Source organism: Chitinophaga fulva, from assembly GCF_012927205.1.
Taxonomy (GTDB): domain Bacteria; phylum Bacteroidota; class Bacteroidia; order Chitinophagales; family Chitinophagaceae; genus Chitinophaga; species Chitinophaga fulva.
In genome coordinates, this window is the sequence record NZ_JABBGC010000001.1 from 2,818,389 (window position 1) to 2,842,010 (window position 23,622).

Annotated in this window: 3 protein-coding genes; all 3 read left to right on the plus strand. The window is 50.8% G+C overall.

Annotated features, from left to right (window positions below; genetic code table 11):
- The first annotated feature begins 10 nt into the window (after positions 1-10).
- Genes HHL17_RS11670 through HHL17_RS11680 form a run of 3 tightly spaced genes read left to right on the plus strand, consistent with a single transcriptional unit; the run spans position 11 to position 23,595 of the window.
- Positions 11-15,841 carry a non-ribosomal peptide synthetase gene (locus HHL17_RS11670; protein ID WP_169224893.1) on the plus strand — a complete coding sequence of 5,277 codons (15,831 nt, stop codon included), beginning with the start codon at positions 11-13 and terminating at the stop codon, positions 15,839-15,841.
- Positions 15,828-20,243, plus strand: coding sequence for a type I polyketide synthase (locus HHL17_RS11675; RefSeq protein WP_169224894.1), 4,416 nt, complete (start codon positions 15,828-15,830; stop codon positions 20,241-20,243). The genes HHL17_RS11670 and HHL17_RS11675 overlap by 14 nt, the downstream gene beginning before the upstream one ends.
- Positions 20,244-20,268: 25 nt before the next feature.
- Entirely contained in the window at positions 20,269-23,595 is a 3,327-nt protein-coding gene (locus HHL17_RS11680) for a non-ribosomal peptide synthetase (RefSeq protein ID WP_169224895.1), read from the plus strand.
- The last annotated feature ends 27 nt before the right edge of the window (positions 23,596-23,622 follow it).

Below are 23,622 nucleotides of genomic sequence, written 5' to 3' on the forward strand. Positions count from 1 at the left end.
ACAGCTAACTATGAAAGAGCTTTTACAGGATATCAGCAAACATAATATCGTACTGGAGGTAGTGGCCGGCGAGTTGAAGGTGTATGCCGGTCAGACTGATATTGATCCTGCCCTGATCGCTGAAATAAGAAAATATAAACCTCAGCTCATACAGCTGCTGCAGGGGGGGAACCCCTCTGAGGCGGAGCCATTGGTGCCGAAGTCGGCGTCAGCGGAATCATATCCCTTGTCCGCCGCCCAACAGGGCGTGTGGATGCTGAGCAGAACAGGAGAAGGCAGCGTAGCATATAACATGCCCGGCGTATTCCGTATTGAAGGCCCACTGGAAACATCCAGGCTGGAAGAAGCCTTTAACCGCGTGGTACAACAGTATGAGATTTTACGCACCGTTTTCCGGGAAGATAATAAAGGAGCGGTAAAGCAGTATGTGGCTGCTCCGGAGACATTGCTTTCCCTTATCCCCATCACAGACCTGCGGGAAGAACAGGATGCTGCAAGTGCCCTCACTGCCGGCGTGCAGCTGCTGGTAGATCATGAGTTTGATCTGGCTAAAGGGCCGCTTTTCCGTACCGGTCTTTTTCACCTGGCAACGGATAGCTGGGTGCTGGTCGTTGTGATGCATCACATCATCTGTGATGGCTGGTCGGTGGGCATACTGATGAAACAACTGATGTTGTTTTATGATGCATCTGTTGGGAATGTCAATGGCCCGGAACTGCAATACAGGGATTTTGCCATGCACCAGCGCCAACAGCTTTCTTCCGGCGCGATGGAAGAGCAACGGTTGTATTGGAGGCAACAGCTGGAGGGTATAACAGTAGCTGATCTCAGGGGAGATAAATTAAGGCCTCTATACAGAACTTACCATGGAGGCAGCATTAAAAGCCACATCAACAAAGAGACTTTCCGGGCGGTGAAGGACATCTGCCTGGAAAAGAAAACGACCGCCTTTATGGGGCTGGTAACGATCGTGAACATATTATTGTCCCGCTATACCGGAGAACAGGACCTGGTGCTTGGTGTCCCCGTTTCCGGTAGAAAGCAGGTGCAGCTGGAATCCCAGATAGGGCTGTTTGCACACGTATTGCCACTCAGGACGGTCATGGCGGACGACCAGGTTTTTGCTGACGTATTACAGGCCGTGGCCGGTGGTGTAATAGAAATGTACGCTCACCAGGATTATCCGCTGGAGTACATCATCGATGATTTGAATATTTCCTGGGAACGTAACCGGAATCCTTTATTTGATATCGTGGTAACGTTCCGGGATGAGGAGCTGTCGCAGCAACAGGATAGTGGCGCCTTACAGGTAAGTGCCTGCGATATCGCCATCGGTCAGCACCAGGTGAAGTTTGATCTGGTGTTTAACTTTCTTGAGAAAGATGGTGGGGTAGTACTTACCCTGGAATATAACAGTGACGTATATACTGCCACATTTGCGGAACAACTCTCAGGTCACTTTCAGCAGTTGCTGGGGAGCATCGCGCAAACACCGGCAGCGCCGGTAGCCCGGCTGGACATGATAGGAAAAGCGGAACAGCAGGAACTGCTGGAGGTATTCAACCAAACGGCCGCCCCATATGATATTGACAATACCGTTATAGCGCTTTTTGAAACACAGGTGGCACAATCGCCGGAAAATATACTGCTGGTAAACGATGGCCGGTCATTCACCTATGGAGAAGTGAACCGGCTTGCCAATCAGCTGGCATCTTACCTGAAAATACATCATCAACTACAGGAGGGCGATATTGCCGGCATTATGCTGGACAGAACGGAGTGGATGACCACAGCCGTCCTGAGCATACTAAAGACGGGCGCAGCTTATTTGCCCATAGATCCTGAATACCCCGAAGACCGGATACGGTATATGATAACAGACAGCCGGTGTAAAGTGGTCATAGACCATCATTTTATCCGGCAGTTTGAGGCAGGCATAACAAAATGCAGCGATACAAACCCCGTCAGGTCGTTGTCTTCCAATACCCCGGCTTATGTTATTTATACATCCGGTTCTACCGGAAAACCAAAAGGTGTGGTTGTAGGGCACAGAAGCCTGATGAACCTTTGTGCCTGGCATATCGGCACTTTTGCAGTGACAGCGCAGGACAAAGCCACCTTATATGCCAGTTTTTCTTTTGACGCCGCAGTCTGGGAGTTTTTTCCCTATATCATCAGTGGAGCTGCACTTCACCTGCTTGCCGGCGATATCCGGGTGAAAACAGCTGAACTATCGGAATACCTGTCTGCCCATCAGATCACTATCTGTTTCCTGCCAACAGGGGTAGGAGAGCAACTCATACAGCATCACAACCAACCGGCAGGCTTACGTTGTCTTTTACTGGGAGGTGATAAACTGAATCTTTTTGAGGCAAGGCCCTATCGTATCTTCAATAATTATGGTCCCACAGAATGTACGGTGGTGGCTACTTATACGGAAGTGCGGCAATATGAGCCCAATATTCCGATTGGCAAACCTGTGTTCAACACACGGATACTGATCCTGGACAAACATCATCAGTTATGCCCGGTAGGTGTAACGGGAGAAATTTGTATCACAGGAGATGCCCTCGCCATCGGGTATCTGTACCAGGAGGAACTGACATCGCAGAAATTTGTGCCGCACCCCTTTCATGCCGGAGAGCGGATGTACAAAACCGGCGACCTGGGCTGCTGGCGTCGCGACGGAAACATATTATTCCTCGGAAGGACAGGGCAACAGGTTAAAGTCCGCGGTTTCAGAATAGAGAAAGGGGAGATCGAACATGCATTGTTAAGCCACCCGTCTGTAACGGGGGGACATGTTTCGGTAAGGGAACAGGAACTGGTGGTCTATTTCACGGCTACGGAAATATTATCACCTGTCTCGTTGAAGGACTACCTGGAAAAGCTGTTGCCATTGTATATGTTACCGGCATACTATGTACAGCTGGATACATTCCCGCTCACCACGAACGGGAAAATTGACGAGCGCAGATTGCCGGAGCCTTCGCAGGTGGCTGCCGGCCATCAAAGAGAGATGATAGCGCCCCGGACGGAAAGTGAACAAACGCTGTTGGAGATATGGCAAAAAGTATTGAAACATGAAAATATAAGCGTTACAGACAACTTCTTCCTCACAGGAGGCCAGAGCCTCAAGGCTGCCCGGCTGATCAGCGAGGTACAGGAAAAGCTGGGCCTGCGGCTCAGTTTACAGGAAGTGTTTTCATATCCGGTATTGGAGCAACAGGCTGCTTTGCTAAATGGTAAACAACATGTGACAGCGGAGGAAAAAATTATACCTGTTACTGACCAGGAAAACTATCCGTTATCTTCTTCCCAGGAACGCATCTGGATGGCGAGCCGCACAGCAGCTGGCAGCGCGGCTTACCATGTGCCGGGCGTTTATCTGCTGGAAGGCATACCGGACCTGGCAGCGCTGCAAAGTGCTTTTGATACACTGGCGGCACGGCACGAAATACTACGTACTGTTTTTCGTAGTGATGAAACCGGCGATATAAGGCAGTGGGTAACGAGCGCGGATAATATATCCGTTCCCGTGGTATACCATGCTCAGTATGAAGGTGACGAGGCACAGTTAAAAGCGGCAATAGCGCTTGAACTGGCCCGCCCTTTTGATCTGGAAACAGGGCCCTTGCTGCGCGTAAATGTATTCCGGAAAAATGAAGCCGCACACATAGTTGTTTGTGTGATGCATCATATTATAGCCGATGGCTGGTCTGTAGCAGTCATGAACAGTGAAACGGGCATGTTGTACGAAGCCATGTTGAAAGGCAGGAGCGATTTCCGGCTGCCTCCCTTGCCGCTGCAGTACCGCGATTTCGCGGCCTGGCAGCAACGTAGCCTGGCTTCCGGTGCTATGGACGGGCACCGGCAATACTGGATGCAGCAGCTCGGCGGCGGCCAGGTTGTACTGGAACTTCCGGCAGACAGGCCCCGGCCACCCGAAAGGACTTATAACGGTGATGAACATACTTTTTATTTAGACGCTGTTGTGTACCGGCAGCTGTCGGAATTGTTACGCCAGCAGGAATGTACTTTGTTCATGGGTGTCCTGTCGGCCGTAGCGGTGCTGTTGTATCGTTACACCGGGCAGCCAGACATGGTGCTCGGCACGGTGACCTCCGGGAGGGAACTGGCCGGACTACAGGAACAACTAGGCTGTTATATCAACACGCTGGCCCTGAAAATCAGTTGTGGTGATGATATGGATTTCAATCAACTGCTGCAGCAGGTCAGGAATACCACCGTTGGGGCATATGAGCATCAGCAGTATCCGTTTGACCGGCTGGCAGATGACCTTCAGGTCCGTGTGGACAGAGGAAGGAATCCCTTGTTCGACGTGATGGTGATTCTTCAGGATACGGTGGCAGGTCCCCGCCTGCATGGCATGGGGGGAGATGTTGCCATCAGTCCGTATATGGAAGTGGCCAATGATGCCAGCAAAGTGGACCTGTCTTTTATCTGCATAGAAAAAGACCAGGCACTTGAAATAGCGCTGAAGTACAATACAGATATTTTTGACATTAGCACGATAAACGGTTTTGCCCGGCATCTTACGCATTTGTTACAGCAGATGGTCAGTCATCCGGCCACGCTGTTACATCAGTACGACCTTTTGCCTCCGGCAGAAAAAGACCGGCTGATGACTGCCTTTAACAAACCCGTAAAGCGTGACCAGCCGGAAGATAGCGTTATCCGGATGTTTGAACGGCAGGCAGATTTGACCCCCGGCGCTTCGGCACTTGTTTTTGAAGACAAGCATTATACCTATAAAGAACTAAACGAACTGGCCAACCGGTTAGCGCATTTTCTGATCAGGGAACACCGCGTGGAACCAGGAGATAAAGTAGCCATCATAGCAGAACGGAACGACTGGTCGATCATCAGCATTCTTGGCATCCTGAAAGCAGGAGCTGCCTATGTGCCGGTAGATACGGCTTTTCCGGCGCAACGGGTGGCGTTTATCGTGGAAGACAGCAGCAGTAGGGTATTGCTGGATGAAACCATACTGAATGATTTCAAAGAGCAGACGGCTTTCTATCCTGTCTCCAATCCTGACGTATCTGTTACGGCAGACAACCTGGTGTATGTGATTTATACGTCCGGTACTACCGGCAGGCCCAAAGGGGTGATGATCAGTAATGCGGCGTTGACGGACTATGCCCTGGGCATCAGGGATAAGACCAATGTTGCTGCTTGCAGGACTTTTGGTTTGGTGTCCACGATCGCAGCTGACCTTGGCAACACCGTTATCTATACTTCCCTGTTGCTGGGAGGAGCTTTGCATGTGTACACAGTGACCGCCGCTACAGACGCCGAGTTTATGCAACGGCAACAGCTGGATTGTCTGAAGATCACCCCCTCGCACTGGAAAGCATTGCAGGAAGGAGGCGTATTTGCGCCGGCCCGGTGCCTTATTTTTGGCGGAGAACCGCTGACAGTCGATATGTTGCAGTACCTGCAACAACATCATGCAGCCTGCGACGTATACAATCACTACGGCCCAACGGAAACGACTATAGGAAAACTGGTGCGTCGCTTCGATCTCAGCCAACCCATAGAAACGATCTCCCTGGGATGGCCAATTGGCGATAACCAGGTATATATACTGGACCGTTACCAGCAGCTGTTGCCGGAAGGGGCCATGGGCGAGATCTGCATTGCAGGCCGTGGACTGGCAGAAGGGTATATTCATCAACCGGCACTGACCGCCGGGAAATTTATAGACGTGGCCTGGTGCCCCCGAAAGCTGTACCGCACGGGAGACCAGGGCAGGCGCCTGCCTGATGGCAGCATCTCTTTCTCCGGAAGAAAAGACGAAATGTTGAAGATCAGGGGCTATAGTGTTGAACCGGAAGAAATCGCCAATACCTTACAGCAATGCCCCGGTATTACAAAAGCAGTCATCATCCCGGTAGATAATAGCCGACAGGAGAAAGAACTGATAGCGTATGTGATGGCCAGTGCACCTGTGACTGTAGGAGATATGCACGCTTTCCTCAAAGAAAGGCTTCCTGGCTACATGGTCCCTGCTGGTTTTGTCAGGATCGGCCATATCCCGTTAACACCCAACGGTAAAACAGATAAGGCCGCACTGCCGGCGCCCACTCATATTGAGCGCCTGTCAGAGGCTGCGTACATCGCACCCCGCAATGAAGCGGAAATACGCCTTGCAGGGATATGGGAGAAAATATTGTCTGCCGGCAATATTGGTGCTACCGACGATTTTTTCGCGCTCGGAGGCCACAGCCTGAGCATTAACAGGTTGTCTGCCGGCATTCATGAAGCCTTCCATGTAAAAGTGCCGCTAAAGGTGCTCTTTGAAAAAACAATACTGGAAGAACAAGCTGCATTTATTCAGCAATCAGCCCGTGGCAAGTTTGCACATATTCCTGTTCAGCAGAATAGCAGCAGGTATGAACTGTCTTCTCCGCAGCAACGTTTATGGCTGTTGACACAAACGGAAAATAGCGGCGCGGTGTACAATATGTCCAGAACGTGGAGACTGACGGGCAGGCTGGACACGGAGCTGCTTTCAAAAGCATTCTTACTGCTGCTGGAGCGGCATGAAATACTCAGGACTGTTTTTGTACATGATGCAGCAGAAGGCCGGGTACAACAGGAAGTGCGAAGCCCGGAAGCAACCGGCTTTAGTTTGCAGGTAACAGACCTGAGAACGGCTGCCATGCCGGCAGGAAACCTGCAACAGCTGATCAGTGATCAACAGCTGAAACCATTCGACCCCGCAACAGGGCCATTGCTCCGTGCCGCCGTATACCGGCTGGAAGAACAGCAATGGCTGTTTATATACACCATGCATCACATCATCAGTGATGGATGGTCCATGAATGTCCTGTTCAGTGAACTGCTCCTTTGCTACAATGCATTGTTGCAACAGCAAACGCCATCGCTGGTTCCTTTGCGCATACAATACAAAGACTACGCCATCTGGCAACAGCAGTTACTGCACAGTGGCGCTTTGCAGCAACAGCAAGATTACTGGCTGTCGCAATTGTCCGGCGGCTGGTTGCCGCTGGATATTCCGGCCGACAAGCCCCGGCCCCCTGTTAAAAGCTACAATGGCGGTACTATCAGTAAAACTATAACCCCCGGCGCCAGTCAGGCTTTCTCACAGTTATGCCAGGAAAAAGGCACTACGCTGTTTGCAGGATTGGTAACGGCATTGAATATATTATTATACAAATATTCGGGACAGGAAGATATCGTGATTGGCTCCCCGGTTGCCGGCAGGGAACACGTGGACCTCTCGGAACAGATTGGTTTTTATGTGAACACCCTGGCATTGCGTACCCGGCTTAATAAAGAAGATAGTTTTCTGTCTTTGCTGGAGAAGGTAAGCAGGGATACGGTGGCGGCAAATGAGCACCAGGCGTATCCTTTCGATGAACTGGTGAGAAAATTGAACCTGAAAAGAGAGCCTGGCAGAAGCCCGCTGTTTGATGTGATGATCACATTGCAACATCAGCAGGAGAAGTTGTTCAACGGCGTAACGGGATTGCAGATGTCGCCCTGGAACGATGATACCGCGATGGGCAGCAAATTTGACCTGACTTTTTATTTCACTGCAAGTCCGCATGGTATTGAACTGACGTTGGAGTATAACAGCGACCTGTTTTTGAAAAGCACTGCGGTGCGTATGGCAGGGCACCTGTCGCAATTACTGGAGACTGTCTGTGCCCGGCCTGAACTGGCTATTGCCGGGTTGGATTATTTGTCTGCCGGAGAAAAAGAGCAGCTGCTGACAGAATTTAATAAGCCCGCCGTGGATAATGCCGCCAATACTACGCTGGTAGCGCTGTTTGAAGAGCAGGTGCGGCAATGTCCCAACAGGGTGGCAGTTAAGTTTGAAGCGGAAGTTTTTTCTTTTGATGCGCTTAATACTGCCGCCAACCGCCTGGCACGCTGGCTGCGCGAAAATTATGATATCCGGCCCGACGACCTGGTTGCTGTGCAGTTAAAGAAAGGCCCGCAAATGATCATATCATTGTTGGGCGTGTTGAAATCGGGTGCAGCGTATATCCCTGTAGGTTATGATTATCCACAAGAGAGAGTGGACTATATACTGGAAAACAGTCAATGTAAAATACTGATAGATGAATCGCTCCTGGCCGGCATTGCAGAGGTACTAGCCACGATGGATGCCAACGATCTCCCACAGGTTAATTCACCCGAAGACCTGGCGTATGTCATTTATACATCCGGTTCTACCGGGCGCCCCAAAGGTTGTATGCTCGAACACCGGGGTGTGGTGAACCGGCTGGAGTGGATGTGGAAAGCATATCACTATCATCCGGATGACGTTATCTTACAAAAAACAACTTACACGTTTGACGTTTCTGTTTGGGAGATATTTATGCCACTTTGCTGGGGAGCCACCATGGTGCTTTGTGGAGAAGAGGATAACAGGGACCCTTATCGTATCCTGGAAATAGTGAAACAGCAGCAGGTTACCTGTATGCATTTTGTGCCGAGTATGCTCAGCAGTTTTATGGGCGTATTGGAAGCAGACCCCGAACAGCTCACCGCTTTGCGTTCCCTGCGTTTGCTGGTCACCAGCGGGGAGGCGTTGTTGCCGGAAACTGTCCGGAAATGGTATCGTTTGGCAGGTAGACCGCTGTATAACCTGTACGGCCCTACGGAAGCGTCTATAGACGTTACTGCCTATGCCACCACAGCAGCAGATACCCGTATCCCTATCGGGAAACCGGTGGATAATATACAGATTCATATACTGGATGAAGCAGGGCAGCTTGTGCCGGTGGGTATTGCCGGAGAAATATGTATTGCCGGCATTGGTGTGGCAAGAGGTTACTTAAATAACGAAACGCTTACAAGACGTAGCTTTTCAGATGATCCCTTTATACCAGGGAACCGTATGTACCACACCGGAGATATCGGCCGCTGGCTCGAAGATGGTAACATTGAATATATTGGAAGGAGGGACCACCAGGTGAAAATCCGCGGTTACCGTATAGAAACCGGAGAGATTGAAACCGCGTTACTGTCTTGCGAAGGCGTGGAATCCGTTTGTGTGACAGACCGTGTCAACTCGTCGGGAGAGAAAGAACTTTTGGCCTATGTAGTAGCCTCCCTGTCTGAGGCGGCCCTGAAACAATATCTTCACAAACTGTTGCCGGCATATATGATACCGGCACGTTTTATCCGGCTGGAACGGCTGCCGCTGACAGACAGCGGAAAAGTAAACAGACGTGCGCTTCCCCTGCCGGAGGACATCGCTGCTCCGGAAAATAACGCTGACTATGTTGCACCGGCTACTCAGACAGCTATTTTACTGGCGGCTATCTGGGAGAAATTGTTACAACGGGAACGGATAAGCGCAACAGCTAATTTCTTTGATATAGGCGGCAGTAGTTTGTCTGTTATCAGCCTCGGAGGACTTATACACAAAAATTTCCAGGTGAAAATATCACTCCGGGAATTGTTTGACACCCCGGTGCTGGAGGAACAAGCCCGGCTGATACAAACATCGGCCAGGGACAGCTTTGCTGGCCTGAGCCCTGTGGCTATACAGCCCGGTTATCCATTGTCTTCTGCACAAAGACGCTTATGGGTTTTAAGCCAGTTTGATGAAAGCAGCACTGCTTATCACATACCCGCCTGCTTTTATATCACCGGAGAGATAGATGTGCGTGCGCTGCAAGCCGCTTTTGAATACGTCATTGGCCGTCATGAAATTTTACGCACCGTTTTCCGGGAAGATGAAAATACCTCCGTACATCAGGTGGTGCTGCCATCACAGGATATTTCCTTCCAGGTGGCGCTGCCGGAGATGTGTGTCAGCGCTGATGAATTGGGACCACTTATTCACAACGGGATAAAACAACCTTTTGACTTACAAAGCGGGCCGTTGCTGAGAGCCAGCTTGTATCGCTTTACGGCGGGTGATGGCATACTTGTTTTTGTGATGCATCATATTATCAGTGATGGCTGGTCGGTGGATATCCTGCTGAACGAGTTGCTGGAAGCTTATCGTGGTATCCGGGAAGGTAAGGTGCTGCAAATGACAGCGCTCCCGGTCCAATATAAGGACTATGCCAGCTGGCAGCAGGAACAGCTTCACAACGGATTATTGGAGGTGTCCAAAAACTACTGGCTGGAGCGTTTCTCCGGGGAGTTGCCGGTATTGGAGCTGCCTGCGGCGAAAGAACGCCCGGTAGTAAAAACCTACCACGGATCGGTGGTGCGTCACGAGGTGCCGGGGCATGTGCTGGAAGCGTTGCGGGATAGTAACGGAAAAGGGTACACGCTATTTATGAAATTACTGGCGACGTTGTATGCGTTGTTGTATCGTTATACCGGACAGGAAGATATGGTGATAGGATGTCCGGTGGCCGGCAGGGGCCATGCCGACCTGGAAGATCAGATTGGCTTTTATGTGAATACCCTGGCGTTGCGTGCGCAGTTCAGCGGATCAAACGGATACCGGCAGCTACTGGAGCAGGTGAGGGAGATAACAATGGGAGCCTATGAACACAGCATTTATCCTTTTGATGAACTGGTAGATAGCCTGGACCTGCAACGGGACATGAGCCGCAGCCCGCTCTTCGATGTACTCATTATCCTGAACAAAGGTAACGCAGGAGGTTCGCTGCAGGTGCCCGGTGCGACTTTGACACCTTACAATAGTACTACACACGCCGCCAGCAAGTTTGACATGAGCTTTGTCTTCTCTGAAAAGGAAGATCAGCTGGAACTGTTGCTGGAATATAATACTGACATCTACAGCCATTCGCAGGCTGTGCAGATGTGCCATCACTGGGGATACCTGATGGAAGCGGTGGTAGCCCAACCGGATACGCCACTTGGGGTACTCGATTATCTTCCGGAAAAAGAAAAACAACAAATACTGGAAATGTGCGAAGGGCCTGTGGTGCCTTACCCGGCAGAAACGAACCTTGTCACGCTGTTCGAGCAACAGGTAGCGGCATCGCCGGACGAGACTGCGCTGATATTTGAAGAGACTGTTCTTACTTACCGTGCGCTGAATGATGCAGCAGAGGATATGTCGCGGTACCTGCATAGCCGGTTCCATATCCAGACAGGAGACAACATCGGCATTAAACTGGAACGCAGTGAGCAGGCAGTGATTGCGATGCTGGCCGTGCTCAAGGCAGGTGCAGGTTGTGTGCCGGTTGATCCCCGTTATCCTGAACAACGGGTGCGTTATATCCTGGAAGACAGCCGCTGCAAAGCGCTGATCGATGAAGATATATTGTCTGATTTCAGGCCCGGCATGCAGTATGTTGCCGGCCCGTCTTCACAAGGCAGTCAGTCATCAGACATCGCATATGTGGTATATACGTCGGGGTCTACCGGTAACCCTAAAGGTTGTATGCTCCAACACAAAGGCATTGTAAACCATCTTTGGCATAAGCTGGCTTTGCTGCAACCCCAGGCGGGGGAAGCACTCTGCCATTGTTCCGAACTGTATTTTGTAGGCGGCATCTGGCAGTTATGGGCGCCGCTGGTGACAGGCGGAAAAGTGGTGTTGTGTAATTATGAAGAGCTGCGGGATATGGAAAAGCTGTTGGAGATGACGAGGTTGCACCATTGCCGCATATTGGAATTAATTCCCTCGCAGGTGAGCGACTACCTGTCTTATGAGCCGGATATTGATTTACAGCACCTGCGTGTGTTGATACTCACTGGTGAAAAACTCAGCGTTCCGCTGGTGGAGAGGTGTTATGCCGGCCATCCCGACCTTCACATTTTTAATACATACGGACAGACAGAGTGTTCTGACGTGACTTCCTTTTACGAGGTGCCGCGGGGAGGACGGCGTATGTTGGTAGGGAAGCCGGTACAGCATACCAGGAACTACGTATTGTCCGCAGCAGGGCAGTTATGTCCGGTAGGAGTGAGCGGGGAAGTATGCACCAGCGGAGATGGCGTATGCCCCGGATATGCTGGTAATGCTGCATTGACAGCCAGCCGGTTTGTCCCTGATCCTTTCCGTCCCGGAAGAATGATGTATAAAACCGGCGACCTGGGAAGGTGGCTGCCCGATGGTAACCTGGAGGTACTCGGACGCCTGGACAATCAGGTTAAAATCCGCGGATATCGCATAGAGACCGGTGATATAGAACATGCTTTATGTGAATATGAAGGCATTAGTGAAGCCAAAGTGCTGCTGCTGGAAGGCGTCACAGGGGAAAAGTCCCTGGTGGCTTGCCTGGTCAGCAGAACGGCCGCAGATATTACTGATATACGCGCTTACCTTGAAAGACGGTTGCCTCTGTACATGGTGCCGGAACGTTATGTTCGCCTGGAGAGGATACCGCTGCTGTCCAATGGTAAAATAGATAAACGTGCATTGGCCGTTAGCGAAGGGTTGACAACAACCGGCACCGGTCCCGTTCGCCCGATGACTCCTGTGGAAACAGTATTGGCGAGGCTTTGGAAACAACTGTTAGGAGAATTGGCGTTACATCCGAAAAGTCATTTCTTCGGGTCTGGTGGCCATAGCCTGAGCGCGGTGCGGCTCATGCGCCTGATACATAAAACTTTCAGCGTAAAGCTGTCACTGAAAGAAATCTTTGAACATCCGCTATTGGAACAACAGGCTATCCTGGTACAGCGTGCAGGAAAAACAGTATATGCCGCATTGCGTCAGGCGCCTTTAGCAGAAAATTATCCTTTGTCTTCTGCCCAGCGGAGGATATGGGTACTCAGTCAGTTTGACAACGCCGGCGCTGCCTATAACATGCCGGGCGCCTATCATATTTCCGGTATGCTGGACACTTCCGCGCTGGAAGCAGCTTTCGGCGCACTCATAGAACGGCATGAGATACTGCATACCGTATTCAGGGAAACGCCGCAGGGGGAAGTAAGGCAGTATATTTTACCGGAGCCCCGTTTTGTATTATATCAGGAAGACCTGCGGGGCGCTACCGAAGCAGCTGTTGAGCAATTGGTGACAGCAGAGGCCCTTGCTCCGTTTGACCTGGCAACTGGCCCGCTGTTACGCGTGAAGTTGTACCGGTTGTCGGAACAGGAGTGGCTGCTCACCTGTACCTTACATCATATCATTACAGACGGATGGTCGATGGGCCTGCTGGTGAATGAACTTTGGGCTTTCTACAAAGCTTTCGTCACAGGCACGGATAATCCACTGACCACCCTGGAGCTCCAATACAAAGATTATGCTGTCTGGCAACAGGAGCAACTGGCGGAAGGTACACTGGCGGCTTCCCGTGCATACTGGATGCAGCGTTTGGGTGGTGAACTGCCTGTATTGACGTTGAAAGATAAACCGCGGCCGGTTGTGAAAACTTACCATGGCGCCGCGTTGGAAAAAGAAATACCGGCAGAGACATTGCAGGCGATGCTGCAGCTGGATAACGGTGAACAGTATACGCTTTTTATGAAATTGCTGGCCGCCTTCCATGCGCTGTTGTACCGTTATACCGGACAAACGGATATCATAACCGGAACACCTGTCGCAGGACGTGATCATAATGACCTGGAAGGGCAGATCGGTTTTTACGTCAATACCGTCGCTTTGCGCGCTGGAATCAGTGGTGCCTCCTGCTACCGCGAAATGCTGGAACATACCAGGCATATCACGACAGAAGCATTTGAGCACGCTGCCTATCCTTTCGATGAACTGGTGGACAACCTGCATGTTAGGAGAGATATGAGCCGCAGCCCGGTTTTTGATGTGATGATAGTCCTGCAAAACACAGATACCCGGCATGCTCCGCTACCTGATGATTTGCAGATAACATCCTTCGCACATACACCCTATCTGGTCAGCAAGTTTGATCTCACCCTGTTTTTTACAACGGTGGATGATAAATTGAAAATGTTGATAGAATATAACATAGACCTTTTCGGGGAAGATACGATCAACAGCCTGGGCAATCATTATATCAGCCTCTTGAATGGTATGCTGAGACTGCCTGACAGCCCGGTGCAGGATATTAACTACCTCAGTGAAGCAGAGGTGGTGCAACTGACACAGACATTCAATGATACAGCGAGTGACCATTTGGAGTACCGGTCAGTAACAGCACTGTTTGAAGAAAAGGCCCGCACTGTTCCGCAGCAAACCGCACTGCACTATGCCGGTAGGGAAATTACCTACGAAGTGCTGAACAATGAAGCCAATCTGCTGGCTGCCTGGATCACCCGTAAGTACCCGCTGAAAGGCAACGACCTGGTTGCCGTGTTGCTGGAACGCAGCGATCGCCTGGTAATAGCGATGCTGGCGATCCTTAAAACGGGCGCCGCTTATGTGCCCATGGATACGGCTTATCCTGCGGAGCGGATCAATTATATCCTCGAAGACAGCCAATGCAGCCTGTGTCTGGATGCCGCGTTGTTTGACCAGTTTGAGCAGGAGCGCAGCAACCTGCCCGTCGCTTCAGTGAGCATAGACCGCCAACCGGAGGAACTGGCCTATGTGATGTACACCTCCGGCTCCACAGGCCTGCCTAAAGGCTGCATGGTCACCAATGACAATTTGCAGCATTACGTGCGGTGGGCATCCGGCTATTATTTTAATGGCCAGGCGCCTCATTTCGGACTGTTTACTTCTCTCTCTTTTGATTTGACGGTTACCAGTATTTATTGCTCGCTGACAAGCGGTGGTAGCTTGTATATATACCCGGCAGAGGCGGACCTGACAACAATATTCCAGCATACTTTCAGTAAAGCGGGAGGAATCAATGCCATTAAACTTACACCAGCGCATATCGGCCTGCTGAAATATCTGACATTACCCGCTGAAGGTCCTCTTTGCGCTATTGTTGGCGGGGAAGAAGTGATCCCTGAACATATCGCCATTCTGAAGAACATCCGGCCGGAGATAAAAATCTATAATGAATATGGTCCTACAGAAACAACGGTAGGCTGTGTGGTAGAGGAGCTACGGGAAGGAGAACCGGTAAGGATCGGCAAACCGATCGACAATATGCGGATGTATGTGTTGGATGATAACCGGCAGCTTTGCGCGGTCAATGTCACCGGCGAACTGTATATCGGTGGCAAAGGTGTTGCCAGCGGTTACCTGCGTCGTCCGGAGCTAACAGCGGAGCGCTTTATGGCAGATCCCTTCCACGAAGGAGGGCGGATCTACAAGACGGGTGACCTGGGGCGGTGGTTGCAGGATGGCACACTGGATTTTGCCGGCCGGAAAGATGAACAAATGAAAGTACAGGGCTACAGGATAGAGCCCGGCGAAGTGGAAAATGCATTGCGGCGCTGTGAAGGTGTACTGGATGCCGCTGTATTGGCCAGCCCTGACAGCCAGGGAACGAAGGAACTGGCGGCATGGATCGTAACAACAGCGGTACCGGATATAGCTATGCTCCGGAGCAGCCTGGGAGAACACCTTCCGGCTTATATGATACCAACGGCCTATTACAGGATAGATCAGATACCACTCACGCCTAATGGCAAAGTAGACAGAAAACGGTTGCTGGCCGAAAGAAGCTGGCAAATAACACCGCCGCTGTCAACGGAATTGCCGGCCGATAAAATAGAAGAAATGTTGCTGGAAATCAGCCGTGAGATTTTTGCGAATACACAGATGAGCGTGAAAGATAACTTTTTTGACGCGGGCGCTAATTCTATTAAACTAATCAGGTTACTGAAGCAGATCAATACCCAATTCAATACTGCATTGACAGCAGTGGATATTTTCACCAGGCCCACAGTAAGCGGTCTGGCAACCCTCCTCAGGCGCGAAGAGGTGGATACAGCCGAAACTGTTCTGCAGGAAGCCAGGGAAGCCAGTGATATCCTGGAGGAAACCATGAGGCATTTAAATCTTTTCAACGATGATGAAAACTGATACCAGCACAGGATTGGAAATTGCCATTATCGGTATAGGGTGCCGTTTCCCAGATGCAGACAACTGGCGGGAGTATTGGCGTAACCTCTGCGAAGGGCACGAGTCGGTGCGCTTCGCAGAGGAGGTGCAGCCATCGGAGAATACTGCTGATGGAAAGCAGGTAAATGCGATGGTGACATTGCAGGGGAAAGACTTGTTCGATTACGCTTTTTTCGATTATAGCATTACGGAAGCAGCGCTTATCAACCCGTTGCACCGGGTTTTTCATCAATGCATATGGGAAGCACTGGAAGACGCGGGTTGCAACCCTGATAATACCAAAATGCCTGTTGGCTTATACGCGGGCGCCTGCGACGATACTAACTGGAAAGTATATACGTTGTTGGAACGAGATGCCCGGCGCGTGGATGACTTCACCTTATCTGTTATTAACAACAGGGATTATCTCAGCACGCTGTTAGCCTACAAACTGAATCTCAAAGGACCTGCTATCAACATTAATACAGCCTGTTCTACTTCATTGGTGGCAGTTAACATGGCCTGTAAAGCCCTCCTGACGGGGGAAACGAGGATCGCGATAGCAGGTGGCGTGTCTATGTCTTCCAGGATAAGGGATGGCTATGTTTACCAGCAGGGCATGATTTATTCGGAAGACGGTCATTGCAGGGCATTCGATAAAGATGCCAGCGGCACTATTGTGGGTGAAGGAGCAGGAGCTGTTGTATTAAAACGCTTAAAAGATGCGCAGGCAGATGGTGATCATATTTATGCCGTCATCAAGGGAAGTGCTGTCAATAACGACGGTAACAGGAAAGTGGGGTTCACAGCACCCAGCGTGGAAGGACAGATGGAATGCATCCGGAAAGCACAGGTGATGGCCCGTGTAGAGCCTGATAGCATTGGTTTTGTAGAGGCGCATGGAACAGGTACCCGGCTGGGAGATCCGATAGAAGTCGCTGCGCTGAACAAGGCATTTAATAGCAGTACCAGCTTCCGTTGCGCCCTGGGAGCGGTAAAGCCGAATATTGGCCACCTGGACACTGCAGCAGGAATAGCCGGTCTTATCAAAGCAGCATTGACTTTAAAATTCAGACAGATACCTCCCACTATCAATTATAAAGAACCCAACCCGGAAATCAACTTCAAGGACGGGCCGTTTTATGTGAATACCCGTCTTGAAAAATGGGAGTCACCGGATAATAAGCCAAGGCGGGCCGCAGTAAGCTCTTTCGGTATTGGCGGCACCAATGCCCATGTGGTATTGGAAGAGGCACCGGTACGCGTGGCAGATAAAGAGGAGACGGAAAATTGTCACCTGCTGACACTTTCCGCCCGTTCGGAAAAAACGCTGCAACAGTACATGAAACAGTTGAGCGATTTTCTGCGGATACAATCGGACATCAACCCGGCGGACCTGGCCTATACTTTTCAAACGGGACGCCGCCATTTCGCTTTCAGAAAAACCATGACTTTCCCGGATATATCCGGACTGTCGGACAACCTGCGGGGATCAACCGGCAATACGGTTCCGCTGACAGCAAAACCGAAAGCCATCGTTTTCATGTTCCCCGGTCAGGGTGCGCAATACCTGCAAATGGGCAAAACGTTATATGACAGCCTGCCCGTGTTCAGAGAGTGGATGGACAAAGGTTTTGAGATCATCTCAACGGCAACAGGCAGAGAGCTGCGGGCTGTACTGTGGTCATCCGGAACAGATACCAACGCGTTACATGAAACATCCAACACACAGCCTTTGCTTTTCCTGGTGGAATATGCATTGGCTAAATACCTCATGTCTATCGGTATCCGGCCGGATTATATGATAGGGCATAGCCTGGGAGAATGGGTGGCAGCATCTCTCAGCGGGGTATTCTCTTTTGAGGATGCATTGAAACTCATCGTGGAAAGAGGACGCCTGATGGGATCAACGGCGCCCGGCACTATGCTGGGGACGGCGCTCAGCCGGGAGGAGGCAGTACCGTATTTGTCCGATGTTGTTTCACTGGCAGCAGTGAATGCCCCGGCACAAACTGTATTTTCCGGTGCAACAGATGCGCTTTCCGCATTGGAGGCCATCCTGAAAGAGAAAGGAGTTCCCTGTGTAAGGTTACGTACTTCACATGCCTTTCATTCATACCTGCAGGAACCAGTCCTCCCCGTGTTCAGACAACACCTGGAACAGGTGACCATGAACAAACCAGTCATACCTTTTATTGCCAATACAACAGGAGATTTTATTACAGATGATATGGCCGTTTCCCCGGATTACTGGGCGGGCCAGCTGGTGCGTCCGGTGTTGTTTGCGTCCGGTGTTGAACAAATACTGGCACGGCAGCCGGACACGCAGTTTATCGAAACCGGCCCCGGGCAATCGCTTTGCGGAATGCTGAAAACCATGGGCGTAACGGCGCACCGTATGGTAAACATGATGAAGCAGACGAGAGATACTACCGGTGACCTGGAAGTAATGATGCAGGGGATAGGCCGCCTGTGGGAACAGGGCGTGGAAGCTGATTGGGAACACTTCTATCTGAAAAAGAGAAATAAAGTATGCCTGCCTACTTATCCTTTTGATGCCATCAGTTTCCCTGCTGAGGTAGACACCTATGGCATGTTGTCTGATAACCGCGACCTGCAACCGGATGCCAGAAGCAATGCTACAGCAGACTGGTGTTACCAAATACAGTGGAGGCAATCACAGGGAAGCGCGGCAGCCCGTATCTCCATGGAAGAAGACACGGTTGTTTTATGCAGTAACAACGATGAACTGGATGAAAGGATACTACAGTCATTCCGCAGTAAGGGCGCTACTTGTATACCGGTCATGCAGACTGCTGCTGAAGACACACATAAGGCGGTTTTTGTGGTAGACCCGCTTAGGGAAGATACTTACCGTCAGTTGTTTGGCAGCCTCGACTACTCCGGCGAAGCGTGTACGCGGGTGATATATCGCTGGGATAAAATACCCGTCGATACCCCATACCAGGCCAGGGCGGTATATGCCGCTTTGTTAAACCTCGTAAGAGGATTTGTAGCGGTATATCCTGCCGCAGAGATGAAGCTGGACGTGGTGGTGAATGGAATGTTCAATGTTTCAGGATACGAGGCAGTATGCCCTGACAAGGCTACCATAGCGGGGGCGCTGCGTGTCATATCACTGGAGTTTTCGAATATCACCTGCAGGTTGATTGATATGGCGGAAAGTAGTACTGATACAATGGATGGCGTGCTGAAAGAGCTGTTGCGTCCTGTTACCGAAAGGGAAGTCGCCATCCGGGGAATACGGAGGTATGTAAAGTCATTTGAAAAAATAGTGCCGGAGCAGCAGTTGGCTGCCTTCAAAAAAGGGGGTACTTACCTGGTTACCGGCGCCGCCGGTGGCATGGGACAGTTGCTGTCTGTTTTCCTGGCGGAAAAATATAGTGCCAACCTGGTATTGGTGAGCAGAAAAGCGTTGCCCGATACAAACATCCGGCAGCTTGAACTGGCTGGCGCGCAGGTATACAACCTGGTGGCCGATGTTACAGCGGAAATAACAATGCAGCAGGGATGGCAGGCGGCAGTCAGCCGGTTTGGCGGCATACATGGAATATTGCATACGGCAGGTATACCAGATAAAGGAGGGGTCATACTTCGCAGAAATGACATGGATGACCAGCAGGTCTTTGCCGCAAAAATTACCGGTACGCAGGTGTTGTTGCGGATAAGCCAGGGGCACCCAATGAATTTCCTGGTTTGTTTCTCTTCGATATCAGCCATTACAGGATCTTTTGGAGAAGCGGGCTATGTGGCGGCTAACGCCTGGATGGACGCATTGGCGGAAACTAACGGACATGGATATCCTGTAATCAGTTTACAGTGGACTGCCCTGAAAGAGACAGGTATGGCCGTAAACAGCCTGGAACATTTGCTGCCCGAAGAAAAACAGGCCCGGTTGGCAAATGCCATTACCAACCAGGAGTTTATTACCGTATTGCAGCAGGCGATATCTACCGGATTATCCGCTGTGGTCATCTCTCCCTATAACGTCAACCGCATTGTGGAAAAACGCGCGCTGCCACCTGTGCGGGAAGCGGTGGCTGCGGCCCGCCTGGTGCGCGACCGGCCATTGCTGTCTACTCCCTATACTGCACCGGAAACAGCCACAGAGAAAAAAATGACAATAGTGCTGAGTGCCTTTACCGGTATTGAAAACATCGGGTCGGAGGATAGTTTCCTGGACCTGGGCATCGATTCACTTAAAAGCATGATGCTCATGAAGGAGCTGAAAAGCACCTTCAACGTTGACTTTACACTGAAACAACTTTTGGAATATCATACTGTCAGCAAACTCAGTTCGCTGATAGATGAGATCACCTTTATCACTAACAAAACTGAAAGAACTTCCAAACTGACAATTTAAAATGGAGATAATAGGTTTTTTAAAAATGTTGAAAGAACGTGGGATAGACATTGCCCTGCAGGGCAACGAGCTGGAGATATCCTATGACGGTGACCAGCTTCCGGCAGATGTACTGGAAGCTATCCGCACCCGGAAATCCCTGATCACGGACTTTCTAAAACAATGGCAGGAAAAAGAACGGATTCCTGTTGCCACAGGAGACGACTATCCCCTCACGTTGGCCCAAAAAGGGTTGTGGCTGTTGTGCCAGGACCCCGAAGGCAATGCGGCTTACAACATGACCAACCTGCTGCAGCTGGAAGGTCCGGTCGTACCGGAAGAATTGGAACAGGCTTTCAGGACACTGATCGACAGGCATGAGGCCCTGCGGACATTTTTCAGGGGAGATGACCCTGACTTCGTCCGGCAGTGCATATTGCCTGCGGAGCGTACCGGTTTCATGATGCAATACGAGGACTGGTCTGACAAACCCGCACTGAACGAAGCCGTGCAACGGGAACTCGATAAACCCTTCGATCTTGAGCAGGCCCCGCTCTTACGGGTATGCCTGTACCGTACAGGAACAGAAAAATGGTTGCTGCTGTATATCATACATCATATCATCGGTGACCGGTGGTCGATGGACGTGCTGACCAAAGAACTGTTGCAATTATACCAGGCCCGTATAAGCGGGAGCGCTGTAACACTGGCGCCGCTACGGATACAGTATAAAGACTATGCCACCTGGCAGGAGGAAAAACTGAAATCAGGACATGGCGATAAATGCAGGCAATACTGGCAGGAGCAGTTCTCCGGCGAATTGCCGGTGTTGCAACTGTGGGGTGGTAAAAGCAGGCCGCCTGTAAAGACTTACAACGGCGCATTGCTCAATCATACCATTAAGGGCACTATCACCGGAAAGTTCAGGACTCTCCTGAACGGTGGCGGCTATACGTTATTTATGGGATTGCTGGCTGCCGTAAAAACGCTGCTGTATAAATATACCGGACAGGAAGACCTGGTGATAGGGACCTCGCTGGCCAACAGGGAGGATGCAGACCTGGAGCACCAGGTAGGCCTGTACCTGAATACGCTGGCGTTGCGTACCCGTTTCTCCGGAAATGACAGCTTCCTGCAACTGTTGGAGAAGGTCAGGCAAACCACATTGAATGCCTATGAATACAGCGATTACCCGTTTAACGAGCTGATACTGGATATCAATCCTCCCAGAGACATTAGCAGAAGTCCTTTGTTTGATGTAATGGTAAGCGTATACAATACGGGGTTGAATAATACAGCGCAGCAACGGGGGGGTAGCGTCGGGGTGTCTGTTCCTGAAATAGCGCTTGAAGCGGTCAGTAAATTTGATATCACTTTTGATTTTTTTGATACAACGCAGGATATACGACTGTGTATCGAATATAACAGAGACGTATATACGAAAGAAATGATCAGCCAGCTGTGCATCCATTTGGAGCAACTGCTGGATGCATTGACTCTGGCCCCGGAAATACGGGTGTCGCGGTTGCAGTATTTGCCGGAAGCAGCGCAACAACAGCTGGTGTCAGGCTTTGGCGCATGTTGGACAACAGAAGACAATGGGCAGACATTTGTAGAAGCCTTTGAGCACAATGTCAGGCAATACCCCGACAAAGTAGCCGTGGTTTATGAAACACAGCGGTTGACTTACAGGCAACTCAATGAACAAGCCAACAGGCTGGCGCACTACCTGCGGCAGCAATACCAGGTAGGGGCAGATAGTATTGTTGGTGTGAGGCTGGACAGAAGCGAACGGATGGTGATTGCCGTGTTGGGCATTTTGAAAGCCGGTGCGGCCTACATGCCGCTTGATCCGGACTATCCGGAAGAAAGGGTGCGCTATATGCTGGAAGATGCCGGCGCCCGTACACTGGTAGACGAAGCATGGTTGCGTCATTTCAGTACGGTGGCAGCGGAATATGACGACCGAAACCCGGTGATTATTCATAACGGGCAACATCTGGCCTATATCATCTATACCTCCGGTTCTACCGGTAAGCCCAAAGGCGCGATGGTAGAACACCTGGGCACGATGAACCATTTTGTGGCCATGGCGGAAGGTCTCGGCATGGATGCCAACAGTAACCTGGCCCAAACAGCCGTGTTTACATTCGATATATCCGTATGGCAGTTGCTGACCGCCCTCATAACGGGAGGTACTACCACCATCTATCCCCAGGACGTTATCCTCGACCCGGCGTTGTTTGCCGCGCAGATCACCCGCGATGGCATCACGGTGCTGCAACTGGTACCCAGCTATCTGAAAGTATTACTGGACAGTATCGATGCTACGCCTGGAACATACCTGCAGTCACTCCGCACGCTCATTGTGACAGCCGAGTCATCCACCCACCAACTGATCGGAAGATGGTTCAGCATGTACCCGGCAACGCGCGTGTTGAATGCATACGGCCCGGCGGAAGCAGCTGATGATGTTACCCTGCACGTGATGCATGGCCCTCCTCCGGAAGGCAATGTGGCCATTGGAAAACCCATCAGGAATATCCGCATTTATATACTGGACCCTTCCGGTAACATATGCCCGCCGGGCGTGACCGGCGAAATATATGTAGCAGGTATCGGTGTCGGAAGAGGGTATATCAATGATCCGGAAAAAACTGCGGCTGCTTTTTCTATAGACCCCTTCTACGGTGATGGCCGGGAGAAGATGTACAAAACGGGGGATATGGGCAGATGGTCATTCCGGCAAGAGCTGGAATTCCTGGGCAGAAGAGACAACCAGATAAAATTATATGGCTACCGCATTGAGCTGGGAGAGATAGAAAACTGCCTGCAGGCTTGCCCCGGTGTAGACGCCGCGGCTGTACTGGTAAAGGAAAATAATAACGGGGACAAAATACTGGTAGCCTATGCCACCGGTAAAGAACTGCCGGAAAACAGCCTGCTGGAATCCTTCCTGGCAGATCGCTTGCCAGCTTATATGATCCCTCACCTTTTCATCAGGCTGGACCGCATGCCGCAGCACAACAATAAAATTGACCGGAAGCAGCTGCCCTCACCGGCAGCATACGGCCTGGGAGAAAACAGTACCTATACAGCCCCTGTCAGCGCCATGGAAAAAGAACTGGTCAGCATCTGGGAGGAAATATTGCAACGCAGCCCCATCGGCACCAGGGACAACTTTTTCCGGATAGGCGGACACAGCTTGTTGTGTATCCGCGTTATCTCCAGGATACATGCCACGTTTAACGTGAAAATAAAAATGAGCTACTTCTTTCAATACCCCAGAATTGAATCGCTGGCATTATACATTGATGCTATGCAGCAACAGGAAAATATAAATTCCGGCATGGAGGAATCGCTTATCATCTGACAACCTAACATCTTTTAACCCGAATCA

Coding starts and splice junctions, on each gene's coding strand:
- HHL17_RS11670 (WP_169224893.1), top strand. CDS start 11: ATGAAAGAGCTTTTACAGGATATCAGCAAACATAATATCGTACTGGAG.
- HHL17_RS11675 (WP_169224894.1), top strand. CDS start 15,828: ATGATGAAAACTGATACCAGCACAGGATTGGAAATTGCCATTATCGGT.
- HHL17_RS11680 (WP_169224895.1), top strand. CDS start 20,269: ATGTTGAAAGAACGTGGGATAGACATTGCCCTGCAGGGCAACGAGCTG.